A 13,091-nucleotide genomic window follows, 5' to 3' on the forward strand; every position below is an offset into this window, starting at 1 on the left:
GTGAACGTCGCGAATCGGATTTCGGGTGAAACAAAAGCGAAAGAAAAATGAAAGGATTCGAATTGCGCGGGCTGCCTGCGGGATGAACCGCGGGGTCCCTGTCCGCGCGGCGCTCGGCGGCTGAGCGCAAGGTGCGTGCCTCCACCTCGACACTACCGACGCCTCATGACAGCCGCGCGGTGCGCATGAAAGGTCCGATGGCCGGGGTCTGCCGGGAAAGCGACGTCGTAGCCGCTGATACCCGCTCCGTTCAGCGCGAGGGCAGCACGGGGGCGCCGCGGCCTTCGGCGCGCCGGACTACTTCTCTGGCCGCCCCGTCCTTCCCTGCTTTTGAAAATTTTTTGCGCCGATGTCACACACGCGGGGGGCTCGCTCGTCATATCAGCGGAACCCACACGAAAGGAGAAGGAACCATGACTGCCAAACTCAATCCGTTTGCCGCTGCGCCCGCGCTGATGAAGAACTGGATGGCCGTATCGGTCGCCGCGGCCGGGAGCCTCGAGCCGACGCTGATCGAGCTGGTCAAGATCCGCGCGTCGCAGATCAACGCGTGCGCGAACTGCCTTAACATGCACACCGTCGAGGCGCGTGAGCAAGGCGAGACCGAGCAGCGCATCCACCTGCTGGCCGCGTGGCGCGAAGCGCCCTGCTACACCGACCGCGAACGCGCGGCGCTCGGCTGGACCGATGCGCTCACGCGGCTGTCGGAAGGCCACGGCGCGCACGAAGCCGCGTATGCGGCGCTCAACGACCACTTCAGCCAGGAGGAACAGGTGAAGCTCACGCTGATGATCAACGTGATCAATGGCTGGAACCGGCTGGCCGTCGGCTTCGGGCTGTGGGTCGATCCGGCCGAGGCGAAAGCCGCTGCCGCGAAGATGGTCGCCTGATGACCAACCTCGATCCGGCAGCTAGCAGCGCCGAAGACCGGGCCGATGCCGCGGCAAGCTTCGACCCGCTGCGTCGCACGCTGATCCGCGTCGCGTACCGGATGCTCGGTTCCGTCGCGGATGCCGAGGACATCGTGCAGGAGGCGTTCATCCGCTGGATGGACGTCGATCGCGCCGAGGTGCGTGTGCCCGAGGCGTTCCTGCGGCGCATGGTGATACGCATGTGCCTCGACCAGCTGAAGTCCGCGCGGCACCAGCGCGAGACCTATATCGGCCCGTGGCTGCCCGAGCCTGTCGTCGACGAAGACGAGCAGGAAGACGTCACGCTGCCGCTGATGCTCGCGCTCGAACGGTTGTCGCCGCTGGAGCGCGCGGCGTTTTTGCTGCACGACGTGTTCGGCCTCGAGTTCGACGAGATCGCGACGACGATTCAGCGTGACCCGGCTGCATGCCGGCAGCTCGCCGCGCGGGCGCGCACGCACGTGCGCGAGGCACGGCCGCGGTTCCATGTCGAGAAGCAGCGCGGGATCGAGCTGGCCGAGGCGTTCTTCGCGGCGTCACGCAGCGGCGACATGCGCGCGCTCGGCGCGATGCTCGCCGAGGACGTGAGCCTGCATTCGGACGGCGGCGGCAAGCGCACGGCCGCCGGCAAGCCGGTGTTCGGGTTCGAGCGCGTGATGAAGGTGCACGAATACCTGGCGGAACTGTTCGTCACGCATGCGTCGAAGCTCGTGCGGGCCGGGTTCATCAACGGGTTGCCCGGGTTCGTCACGCTGGAAGCCGACGGCGAGTTGCAGACCACCGCGCTCGAGATCGATGACGGGAAGATCGTCGCGATCTATGTCGTGCGCAATCCTGACAAGTTGAAGCATCTGCATTGAGTGCGGCAGCGCGGCCGATGCCGGGAACGGCGGCGCCGCCCTGCTTCCTCCATCTTTATCGCGCGTTGCCGCGCTCACCCCATCCCGACCACGACATTGCGAATCACGAGCAACGCGTAGCCGAGCACGGGCGTCGCAACGGCGAAGCCCAGCGCCGCGAGCCAGTTCGTGCCACCCTGCGCTTCGAGGAGCGCGAGAAACGATGCGCCGGGCGTCGCACTCGGCCGCAGCGTTTCGATCCGGCGCTCGACGTGCGTCTTGTAGAGGCCGTTTCCGCACCAGCCCAGCGTCACTGCGATCGCGATCGTGATCGGGTCGAGCGTGGTCGATTCAAAGGATTGGGGAAAATACAGCAGCTCGATCAACGTGATCGCGAGCGACGCGCCGAGTACGGCGGCCGCCTGCCGGTACATGCAGCGGTACGCCATCCAGACCGGCCCGAGAAGGCAGGCCGCCCAGTTCCAGGACAGCCGGTTCTTCCGTGCGGCGGCGATCGCCCATTTCTTCTCGAACCAGTCGGCCTTCTTGCCGACGTACGCGGCGATTTCGTCATTGCTCGCGGACGATGCGATGGTCGTGACCTCGGACATGGTCGTGCTCTCTCAGTTGCGCGGATCGCGCGTTGTCGTTTTGATGGATTGAACTCGAGACACGCGCAGGCAGCGCTGCAGGATCTCGTGATGATGCGCTGACGATTCTACCCGGCGCACGTTGGCTGTCGAATTGTGCGCGAGCTGATCGGATAAGGATGCGACGCCGTCCGTGTGTCGCATGATGCGGCGGCGTGGCTCATGTGGTTCCGGCCGCAAAAAGAAAAACGCCACGCGATGTTGCCGCGTGGCGTTTGTATGTTTGGCAAGCCGGATTGCCTGTAGGCAATGCGTGCTGCCGGACCCCTTCATTTTGTTCGTTGGTAGGCTCGATTGGATTCGAACCAACGACCCCCACCATGTCAAGGTGGTGCTCTAACCAACTGAGCTACGAGCCTAAGAAGCCGCGAATTATAGAGAGGGTTTTGGGGCAGCACAAGCCCCTTCGTGAATTTTTTTGAATCGCGCGCGTGGCGACGCTGCCAATCGAGGGGTAGCCGCGATGCTGAGGGTGCCAGCGTCACGCGCGCTCGTCACAGCAAAACGCGTCGATGCGCTGTGACGTTATCCACATTCCCCTCTGGATAACCGTCCGACAAGCCTCTGGATTCACAGTGGAACGATTGAGGATATGTTGCCGCCGCTGTGAATCGACGAAAAGTTGTTCTGTGCTCCACAGAGATTTGCCTGTGCAATGGGGGTGGTTATGCAATCCGCTTCGTCCTGAAAATTCAGTGCGTTACGCCGGTTATCCACTGTGAGGCCGCGCGCTTGTTAACTATCACTACGTATGTATACGAACTCTGTTAGCACCTTTGGATAAGCACAGTCCCGCGACTGTGAACCGGGCGGGATAGGCACTGCGTGCAGCGGATGGACAACCCGATCGGCACGCTGTGAGGCCCGCGGCCGATCGGCGAACTGCCTGGTCTGTAGAATCGTCGGCACTCTGAATGCCAGACCGACAGACCGGCTCACCACAGATGGCCGACTCCTCATCGACCGACTCGACACACTCGATATCGATACCGTCGTACACCGGATGCAGCAGCACTCGGGCGATATCGTGTTCGAGCAACGTGTATCGATACCGGAAGCACAAGTCCGGTGTCGCCGTTACAACGGAGAGCGATTCAACATGAAGTTCGATCTCGACCACGCGGTGTCGGTCGAGCGCGTCGGCCGGCTGTCCGGTGAGGACATCGCGGAAATCGGTGAATGGCTGAAGAAGGAAGCTGGATGACGACGGTGAACGGCGCTGGACGAGGTGGTCGGTGTGGGAAGCACGGACGGCAGCTTTCGATAAAATCTGAAGCACGGCACCGACTTCAATATTCTCAACGTTCCCGCCTACGATGATTGACAGTAAAGCCCTGACAAAGCGGTAAAATCCCGCGCGAATGCAGGACAGACACCATCCGAGGGTGCTGAAATAAAAAAGGGCAGAATCATGAACATGCCGGATATCGCTGCCGCGATTCGCGGTGGCTTGCTTCAGCAGGATCGTTTGCTCAAGCTGGATACGCCGCTCGGACCCAACGCACTCGCTGTACAGCGAGCGGTGGGTCGATCGCGAATCGGTCGAGACTATTCGTTCACGCTCGATGTGATATCGAGCGACAGTGGTATCGAACTCAAGAAGCTGATCGCACAGCCAGCGACGCTCTGGATCCAGCAGGCCGACAACTCCTACCGGCCCATCAGCGGCAACGTATATACCGCTCGTCGACTGGGCGCGAATGGCGGGCTCACGACCTATCAGCTGGAACTTCATGCATGGATGCATGTGCTTCGGTTCCGCCGGGACGAGAAGATCTGGATCGAGCAGAACGCGGAGGAAGTCATCTCCGATGTGCTGAACATGCATCCGGAAGCGCGCGGACAGTTCCGATTTTCGTTGTCGCAACCTTTGCCGAACCGCTCGTTCACGCGGCAGAGTGAAACGGACTGGAACTTCGTGCATCGGTTGATGGAAGACGAAGGGCTCTACTGCACGTGGCAACAGGGCGATGATGGCAAGTCGCATACCCTCGTGATCACCGACAACCTGCAGGCGTTCGCGCCGCTGTCGCCAGAAACCGTGCGCTTCGACCACGGAGGCGCAGCCGGTGAAGCCGACGCTTTCACGCAATGGTCGGGTACGCGCACGCTGCAGAGCGTGACCCTGACGACGCGCACATTCGATTACAAGAATCCGGCACAGGCGGCGAACCCCAAGGGTACGTCGCTGCCGACGATGGGTGGTCAAGGGGCATTGCCGGACCAGCTCGAGGTGTACGAGTACACAGGCGGCTACACATATCTCGACCAGTCCCGCGGCGACCATCTGTCGAAGATTCGGATGGAGGAATGGGAGTCTCGGGCGAAGCGTTTCTTCGGGGCGGGCGGCGTGCGCGGCATCGATGCAGGTCGGCGTTTCATACTGGCCGATCATCCGGCGCACGATCGCGATTCGGCCGACCAGCGCGAATTCGCGGCGATCGGCGTCGAATGGTGGATCGAGAACAACCTGCCGGTACTTGGTAGCGATTCGGACTTCCCGCATAGCCTGACGCGCGTGCTCGACCGGATACGCGCTCGATACGAGAACACGCCTGGGCTGCAGGTGCCGCACGACGACGGCTCGGTCGGCTTCTATCTCGTCGAAGTCGAAGCACAGCGCGTGAGCGTGCCGTATCGCAGCCCGTTCGAACACGAGAAGCCGAAGATGCATCTCGAGACGGCGATCGTCGTCGGGCCGCAGGGCGAGGAAGTCTATACGGATGAACTGAACCGGATCCGTGTGCAGTTCGTGTGGGATCGCATCAATCCCGGTAACGAGAACGCATCGTGCTGGGTACGCGTGGTTCAGTCGGATACCGGCGGCGGCTACGGCGGCGTGCACGTGCCGCGCATCGGCGAGGAAGTGCTGATCGACTATGTGGGCGGCGATTGCGACCGGCCGCTCGCAGTCGGGCGCGTGTACAACGGTGCGAACCAGCCGCAATGGCATAGCGACGGGATCCTGTCCGGGTATCGGTCGAAAGAGTATTCGGGCAGCGGCTACAACCATCTCGCGATGGACGACGCGACCGGGCAGAACCGCGTGCAGCTGCTGAGCAGCAGCGCGAACAGCCTGCTGCATCTCGGCTATCTGATCGACCAGAACGGCAATTCGCGTGGCTCGTATCTGGGCAGCGGCTTCGACCTGCGCTCGGACGCATACGGCGCGGTGCGCGCGAGCCAGGGCCTGTACGTCACCACCCATCCGAAGGCGCCGAACAGCCAGCCGCTCGACGTGAAGGAAGCGCAGCAGCAGCTCGTGAACGGCGAGAGCCTGGTGGAAGCGCTGTCGGGCGTGAGCGAGCAGCATCAGGCGGAAAGTCTGAAGGACGCACACGACACGATGCGCGCGTTCACCGACGCGACGCAGGACAGTGTGTCGGGCAACGCGTCGGGCGGACGTACGGCAGGCGGCGGCACGGGCAGCGCGAATGCGTTCAAGGAGCCGGTGATGCTGTTCGGCAGCCCGTCGGGGATCGCGATGTCGACGCAGCAGTCGCTGCATATGGTTGCGAACGATCACGTGAACGTCGCGAGCGGACAGAGCGTGCATGTCGCGGCGGGCAAGTCGCTGATTGGCAGCATCGGGCAGAAGCTGAGCCTGTTCGTGCAGAACGCGGGGATGAAGCTGTTCGCGGGCAAGGGCAAGGTCGAGATCCAGGCGCAGTCGGACAACGTCGAGGTGACCGCGCAGAAGGCGGTGAAGGTTGTGTCTGCAACCGACCGGATTGAGATCGCGGCCGATCAGGGGATTCTGCTGACGAGCGGCGGCGCGTACATCCGGATCAAGGATGGGAACGTCGAGGTTCATGCGCCCGGCAAGGTCGACATCAAAGGTGCATCGCATACGTTCGCGGGGCCGACGAGCATGACCTATCCGTTGCCTGCGATGCCGACCTCGACGAACGCTGCAGCCCTGCAATACCTTTACCACGACGATGAACCGGTTCGCGGTGCCAAGTATGTCGCGACACTATCCGATGGTGGTACGCGACAAGGCGTGCTGGATTCGCAGGGCAGGATGCATCTCGAGGATGTGCCGGCGGGCATCGTGAAAGTCGAGCTCGGGCCGGATGCGCGTGACTATGCGCGCAAGAATCTCACGAAGAATCCGGACTTCAAGAGCGGGTCGCTTTCTGACAGCGATATCGATGCATTGATCAAGAAGCACCAAGGGGCATGAGCGTGAGCTGGGGTCTTGACGATTTCAAAAAAACTTCAATGGAAGTGGGTAGATGGTGCTGGGGAACGATGCAGGGGGCGTTCAACGAAAAGCAGACCATCAGTCAGATTTTGACAGACGCGGCGATAGGCATGATTCCAGTGCTTGGAGACGTGACTGCCGTGCGCGATCTGCTTGCCGTAAGCATCGGAATGAGCACCGATCCCCGGAAGCGCCAGGAAGTCTCGGAGTGGATTCTGCTGGTCGTTCTCGTGTTCGCGCTGATTCCCGTGTATGGCGGTGTCATCAAGGGCGTGGGTCGATTGGCGCTACGCGCGACCGGCGATGTTGCGAAGGACGAAAAGCTGCTGGTGGAGGTCGTACATTATTTGAACCGGATGGGATATGGCGATGCGCTCAAGTGGTTGCGGTCCCTGAATGTGAAGCAATATCAGACGCAGATCCTCGGAAGGCTGAAGGATTTCTGCGAGAACATGCGTCACGTGATCGATAAAGTGCTGGATACGCATGTTGGCCGGATGTTGCCGAATCCGTGGCAAATGCAATTGCAGACAGTTGCCGGTGGATTCGACGAGTTGCCGCGCATGGCGGACAAGATGGTTCCCAAGGCACTCGACGAACTCGAGAACAAGATTCGTGTGCTCAAGAACGCCGCCTATGACGGAGAGAAGCGTTCGATTGCGACGGGCGGTAAGCCGAAGGTAGAGCGGGAGTCGGAAGCTGTCCTGGAGGAGAAGGTCCGAGTGCGGAAGCTGCCGCAGGGGCAGTATCGGGCGAACCCGGCACTCGTCGAAGACGAGCGCGTGATTGCGGCGTTACGGGCGAAATACGACGCATGGATCGCGAAGGGGTGGCCTGACCTTTTTCGCAGGAAGGATCCGATGGCGGTCTTTGCCGGAAAAGAGGCGTACTCGGCAATTGCGTCGTTTCATGGTGCGATCGCCGCGTGGGATGCCGCGAAACTCGCCGGGAAAAGGGTGTTTCGAGTATTTGGTAACGCTGGCGCCATTGGCACCGAGTCGTTTGCGGGCGGCATGTACTGGGGCGTGGGCAAGGTCCCGGAAACCGCAGAAGAGTGGCGCGAGTTTTGCGCGGTCCTCGATAGATTCAATGCCAACGGCTACATGACGGTGGCGCATCTCCCTGAGAATCTAGCTTCGCTTTGGCCCGAGGCCAAGCTTTGGATGGGCAAGGTTGCAGAGCAGTACGATACGGAAGCGGGGCGTCTGCAATATCTCGAAGGAGGAGGCGACCAGTTGTTCGGTAGCTTTGGACCGGGCATCAACGAGGCGATCAAAGCGATCGGTGAGGACATGAAGAGTGGCAAGCTGGGTGATTTCTATGAAAAGGAAGTCAACGGAGTCGTCTTCAAGTTCTACAAGACGAATTGGGAAAACGTGGAAAAGCTTTTCGGTTATGGGAAGACCGCCGAAGATGCTGGCGCCGCATCCACCAGGAAGCTGGCTCACGATGAAATTCGCAGCAAATGATGCCCAATAATTTTCGGACCGGGTACGTCTACTGAGCAGATGGGCAGAGTGATGAACAAATACGATATGCACGATGACGTTACACGTCGCAAAGTGTTCTGGTTGCTTCAGCGTCTGACGAGTTGGTCTCTCTGGAAAGCCAAATACGAGGCCTTCAAGATATTCGCAGACGCGTATGAAGTCGCTATCAAGACATGGCCGGCGAGCGATCCGGACGCGATGGAGGCGGATCACCTAATCGCGATTTTCGAAATCCTGAGCGACTATGACGAGGGCGTGGCTGAACTCGGGAAGGGACGACGCTTCGTATGGCGTGCAGGTCAAGCGCTGGAGCGAGTGGTCCGTAAATTCAACGACCTGGGACGCTATTTCTATAGAAACCCCAATTATTGGGAGCGAGGCCAGGCAGTTCCTTACCCGCCCAAAGTCGACGCACTTTACCAATTGATGCGTGCGTCACAATTTCAAATGGACTACGCACCGTTGGAGGTGTGGTCCGACGAAAACGTCGCAAGTCTCGAGTGGCCGAGTTCGCTGCTCGATCCTGCACATTACGACCACGGCTTCTACAAACTCGACTATCCCGTGTTTCCGGCCGTGTTGCCTGCCGTACCCGACGCGGCTGGTCCGGTGATTCGGTCGGGGCAGACAGTTCCGTGCGACGGCATTTGGGAGCCGGTCACCATTGAGCAAAGTCGCATTTCCGGCGTCATCCCGCTCGACGCCAAGTTGTTCGGAAATAACGGATGCTTCAACTATTTCGTTGCGGGCGTGGTCGCTCCCAGTTTTTCGGACGTTGACGTTGACACGTTCGACGTGACGCTCCGATCCACGCATTGGCGTTTGTTGTGGGAAGACACCCGATACAAGGACGGCATCGTGCCGGACGAGTCTCAGTACTTTTTGACGCGCGAACAAAGGCCGGAGCCGCTGGCGCCTCGTAATGTGGCACCGATTCGCACAGGGGAAATCTGTCCGGTTTCGGGAGAGTGGCACACGGACGAGTATGGAGGTAAAACCATCCGCGTCGACCGCGGAGCCCCGATGCCGGACATGCTGGTCAAGGACAATTTGGGCTCTTTGAAGGTGCACTGGGTGACGTGGCGGCTGGTCAAGGTCTTGTAGCCGGTGGGCAACACGAATGCACTGAGGGAGCCGTCGCTGGACGAGTCGGTGGCGTTGAGGATACCGCGACGCTGCTCGTCCTGGAGACCGCCTTCGTGCGCTTGCCGGCAGCCCGTATGTGGACAACTCGCACACCAACCAGTCGAATCGCTGTGCATCGAACGGGAGAAGGTAAGCGAGTTCGGTGCGGAAGGTCGCGTTATCTCACGGGCTGTGGACATCGCACTTCAAAATGACCCGAAATGCTGTGCAGGCTCAACGGTGAGCGAACCGACCGATGTCGGCATGGAGCACCACTTGATCGATGTGGAAAACCAACCGGCAAAGTCAGTCGAAACGCTGTGCGATCAACGGGTGAGCGCAAGTACATTCAAGCCCCGCCGAGCCGCTCCGCCAAAGGAGCCGCCGACCACCAACGACCGTCGACCGGGCGCGCATCGTACCACTCAGGTCTGTTGATCGAGCGCCTCCACGACCGCTTTCTCCCCGAGACTCCCGGCCGGCCCGACCACCGCATAATTGAGCCCATCCACCGACCCATACCGCGCAAGCAACGCCCCATCCACGCGTTGCCCGGCCGGCAGCAGCCGATGTTTCGATTCCGCCGGCCGGAGATAGAAACTCAGCGTCCGCCCGGCATCATCCTGATAGAGCACCATCGCGGCAGTCGCCCCGCTGTCCGTCGTAAACAACCGCCCGCCAACCGCCCTGAACCCGGCCGCACTCAAATCCGGCAGCCGCGCCGACGCACCGACGCGTCGGGTGAGCCACCGCTGCAAATCGCCCGCACTCGTCGGCCGGAAATCCACCTTCGCGGCCTGATCGACCACCATCATCCGGTAAGCCTCGATCGCATCGCTCATCGGCGCGATGGGCGGCGGCGCGTTCCATCCGCGCGCTTGCCATCCACCGAACGTCCCGAGTCCGATACAGAACACGAACGAAGCCGCCATCGCGAACCGCACTCTCGAGCGCTCCGCACGCCGAGCCCGAATCGCCGCCGGATCGAGCTCGGAATTCTCGCCAGGCATCCGTACGCTTTCGAGCGCAGCCCGCAACCGCTGCGCATCCTGCTGCCACTGCCTCACCTGTTCCGCGCTCTCCGGATGCAGCGCGAGATATCGCTCGACCGCGGCGCGCGCGTCGTCGTCGAGCTGGCCGTCGACGTAGGCCTGGAGATCGTGTTCGTCGGGACGGAGGTTGTTCATTTCATCAAGCGGAGAGAAGGAGCAGGGAGCTCGCCGTCGCTGAGCTGGCGCAGCGCCTGGCGCGCGCGGGACAGGCGCGACATCACGGTGCCGATCGGCACGTCGAGCAGGTCGGCGACTTCCCGATACGTGAAGCCTTCGATCGCGACGAGCAGCAGCAGGCTGCGCTGCTCGTCGGACAAGCGGCCGAACGCTTCGAGCGTCGCGCGCGCGGCCACTTCGCGTTCGGCAGACGGCCAGTGCGGCGCGTCATCGGTGCGGATTCGCCCGAGCAGCCACGCATAGCGCTTCGCGCTGCGTTTGCCGTCGAGAAACTGCCGGTAAAGGATCGTGAACAGCCAGCTGCGCAGCGACGCGTCGTCGCGGCGGCCCGTCCAGCGCGACAGCGCGCGCTCGAGCGTCGACTGGACGAGATCGTCGGCCGCGTGGACGTCGCGCGCCAGCCAGAGCGCGAAGCGTCGCAGCCGGGGAATGAGTTCGCGCAAAGCGTCGTCGTCGGGAGCGTTTGAGGGCATGGCCGGGGCGCGAGCCGATAAGCGTGGAGATGCCGCGTAGGACGCCGGTCGGCGCCGCTTATTCCGTCAGCATACGAAAAATTCCTTGCTGGAATAAAGCGGCGCGGCCGGCGTCCTACGTGCGTTCGACAATGATCAGACGATCGGGAGTGCATCCATGAAGCAATCTTCCTCTTCTTCGCCGCCGCGCGAGCCCGGGCGCGGGTGGTGGCGCTGGGCCGTGATCGGCGGCGCGGTGGCCGGCGTGGCGGTGGCGTTCGGGTATGTCGGCGGATGGCTCGCGCCGGCGCGCCTGACGCCGCACCGGCTCGTCGACGCGCTGCAGACGGCCGGCGGCGGCGAGCATCCGGGTTTCCGGCGCAATCACGCGAAGGGCGTGTGCGTGACCGGCTACTTCGAAGGCAACGGCGCGGCGAGCGCGTATTCGGTCGCGCCGTTCTTCAAGGCGGTGCGCACGCCGGTGGTCGGCCGGTTCGCGCTGCCGGGCGGGAATCCGTATGCACCGGACAGCAGCGTGCCGATCCGCAGCCTCGCGCTGAAGCTCACCGCGCCCGACGGCCAGCAATGGCGGACCGGAATGAACGCGATGCCGGTGTTTCCGGTGGCGACGCCGAAGGCGTTCTACGCGCAGATGCTTGCGACGCGGCCGGATCCGGCGACGGGCAAGCCCGATCCGGCGAAGGTGAAGGCGTTTTTCGGCGCGCATCCGGAGACGGCCGCGTTCCGCGCGTGGGTGAAGGGTGCGAAGCCGAGCGCGAGCTACGTCACCGAAAGCTATTACGGGCTGAACGCGTTCTACTTCGTCGACGCGGCCGGCAAGCGCCAGGCGGTGCGGTGGCGCGTGGTGCCTGAGCAGACGGCCGGCGCCGGCGACGTCGCGACGGCCGCGGATCCGAACGTGCTGCAGCAGGACCTGACGCGGCGCATCGCGGACGGTGCGCAGAAATGGAAACTGCTGATCACGCTGGCCGATCCCGGCGACCCGGTGGACGACGCGACGAAGACGTGGCCCGCGCAGCGCACGACGATCGACGCGGGCACGCTCGTGCTCGATCGCGTGGAGCCGCAGGACAGCGGGCCGTGCCGCGACGTGAATTACGACCCGACGGTGCTGCCGCAGGGGATTCAGGTATCGGGCGATCCGTTGCTGGCGGCGCGGTCGGCCGCGTATGCGGATTCGTATCTGCGCAGGACGAGTGAAGAGGCCGGCGTCGCCGGTGCGGCGCAATTGAGTGCGGAGGGACGGTGATGAAGTCTGCTACGACGTTTAGCTTGCCGGCGAGGGTGCTGCATTGGGTGATGGCCGCGATGGTGCTCACGATGCTGTTCGTCGGCGTGGGGATGGTGGCGTCGGTTTCCCGCCGGCACGATTTTCTGGTGGCCTTGCACAAGCCGATCGGGATTGCCGTGCTGGTGCTGGTTTGCGTGCGGATCGTGGTGCGGCTCTCGTCGAAGCCGCCGGCGTTGCCTGAGGATTTGCCCGGGTGGCAGAAGGTTGCCGCGTATGGGTCGCATCTGCTGCTGTATGCGCTGATGCTCGCGATGCCGCTGATCGGGTGGGCGATGCTGTCGGCGGGCGGCTATCCGGTGACGTTGGGCGGCGGCGTGCAATTGCCGGCGCTGGTTTCGGCGGATCCGGTGACGTTCGCGTGGCTTCGGCTCGCGCATCGGTTGTTGGCTTACCTGTTCTTCGCCACATTCCTGCTGCACTTTGCGGCTGCGCTGTATCACGGGCTGATCCGGCGGGATGGAGTGCTGAGGGCGATGGTGGGGAGGTGAGCGACGGAGCGTTACGCTCGATACGGGCGGCGCTGTTCAACGGCTATCGGGCGAAGTTGGTACCGAGCCGCTTCCATGGCTACCCGTGGGGCGGCTCGACGGTCGCGGGCCCCGCTTGTAAAAATATTTTCACAAAAGGCTTGCGGAGACTGGGGCACGTGCATAGAATCACGCCTCTTTCGCGCTGACGGCAACGCAGCGCGGGGAAAGAAGGGAAGCGGTGCGGTTGATGGCAGGTTGTAGAGCCCCATCGCACAAGGATTTAAACCGCAGTCATCGCAACGAAGTAGTTAAAAAAGTTGTTGACGAGTTTTAAAAAACGGTTGATAATCTCGCTTCTCTGCTGCTGAAAACGCAGCGCTGCTGAGAAACACGAAGTTCCTCGCAG

At 62.4% G+C, this 13,091-nt stretch carries 10 protein-coding genes and 1 tRNA gene; 7 read left to right on the plus strand and 4 right to left on the minus strand.

Going from position 1 to position 13,091, the window contains the following annotated elements; all coding sequences use genetic code 11:
- The first annotated feature begins 413 nt into the window (after positions 1-413).
- Positions 414-890, plus strand: coding sequence for a carboxymuconolactone decarboxylase family protein (locus Q3A80_RS16755; RefSeq protein WP_446330061.1), 477 nt, complete (start codon positions 414-416; stop codon positions 888-890).
- Positions 890-1,771, plus strand: a complete 882-nt coding sequence (locus tag Q3A80_RS16760; protein ID WP_446330062.1) for a sigma-70 family RNA polymerase sigma factor — start codon at positions 890-892, stop codon at positions 1,769-1,771. Before Q3A80_RS16755 ends, Q3A80_RS16760 begins: the two co-directional genes overlap by 1 nt.
- Positions 1,772-1,845: 74 nt before the next feature.
- On the opposite strand, the gene Q3A80_RS16765 is transcribed toward Q3A80_RS16760, so the two are convergent.
- A complete protein-coding gene (locus Q3A80_RS16765; protein WP_446330063.1) occupies positions 1,846-2,361 on the minus strand; it encodes a DUF2628 domain-containing protein in 516 nt (171 codons plus the stop codon).
- A 321-nt stretch (positions 2,362-2,682) separates the two neighbouring features.
- Positions 2,683-2,759: transfer RNA gene (locus Q3A80_RS16770), tRNA-Val, on the minus strand.
- A gap of 1,052 nt (positions 2,760-3,811) precedes the next feature.
- Between Q3A80_RS16770 and Q3A80_RS16775 the strand changes: the two genes are divergently transcribed.
- From Q3A80_RS16775 to Q3A80_RS16785, 3 genes are read left to right on the plus strand one after another with little or no spacing between them, the layout of a single operon-like run.
- Positions 3,812-6,586, plus strand: coding sequence for a type VI secretion system Vgr family protein (locus Q3A80_RS16775; protein ID WP_446330064.1), 2,775 nt, complete (start codon positions 3,812-3,814; stop codon positions 6,584-6,586).
- A complete protein-coding gene (locus Q3A80_RS16780) occupies positions 6,583-8,076 on the plus strand; it encodes a hypothetical protein (RefSeq protein ID WP_446330065.1) in 1,494 nt (497 codons plus the stop codon). The genes Q3A80_RS16775 and Q3A80_RS16780 overlap by 4 nt, the downstream gene beginning before the upstream one ends.
- A 51-nt stretch (positions 8,077-8,127) precedes the next feature.
- The gene (locus tag Q3A80_RS16785; protein ID WP_446330066.1) at positions 8,128-9,201 is read left to right on the plus strand and encodes an Imm72 family immunity protein; all 1,074 of its coding nucleotides are present in this window, start codon (positions 8,128-8,130) and stop codon (positions 9,199-9,201) included.
- Between the two features lie 446 nt (positions 9,202-9,647).
- On the opposite strand, the gene Q3A80_RS16790 is transcribed toward Q3A80_RS16785, so the two are convergent.
- Both Q3A80_RS16790 and Q3A80_RS16795 read right to left on the minus strand, forming a co-directional pair.
- Positions 9,648-10,409: an anti-sigma factor family protein gene (locus Q3A80_RS16790; RefSeq protein WP_446330067.1), complete on the minus strand. Its 762-nt coding sequence runs from the start codon at positions 10,407-10,409 to the stop codon at positions 9,648-9,650.
- Positions 10,406-10,924, minus strand: a complete 519-nt coding sequence (locus Q3A80_RS16795) for a sigma-70 family RNA polymerase sigma factor (protein WP_446330068.1) — start codon at positions 10,922-10,924, stop codon at positions 10,406-10,408. Before Q3A80_RS16795 ends, Q3A80_RS16790 begins: the two co-directional genes overlap by 4 nt.
- A gap of 157 nt (positions 10,925-11,081) precedes the next feature.
- On the opposite strand from Q3A80_RS16795, the gene Q3A80_RS16800 reads away from it, so the two are divergent.
- Both Q3A80_RS16800 and Q3A80_RS16805 read left to right on the plus strand, forming a co-directional pair.
- Positions 11,082-12,173 (plus strand): catalase family peroxidase, encoded by a 1,092-nt coding sequence (locus Q3A80_RS16800; RefSeq protein ID WP_446330069.1) that lies wholly within the window; start codon positions 11,082-11,084, stop codon positions 12,171-12,173.
- The gene (locus tag Q3A80_RS16805; protein WP_446330070.1) at positions 12,173-12,703 is read left to right on the plus strand and encodes a cytochrome b; all 531 of its coding nucleotides are present in this window, start codon (positions 12,173-12,175) and stop codon (positions 12,701-12,703) included. Before Q3A80_RS16800 ends, Q3A80_RS16805 begins: the two co-directional genes overlap by 1 nt.
- Positions 12,704-13,091 lie beyond the last annotated feature (388 nt).

This window comes from Burkholderia sp. SR8, assembly GCF_052851275.1.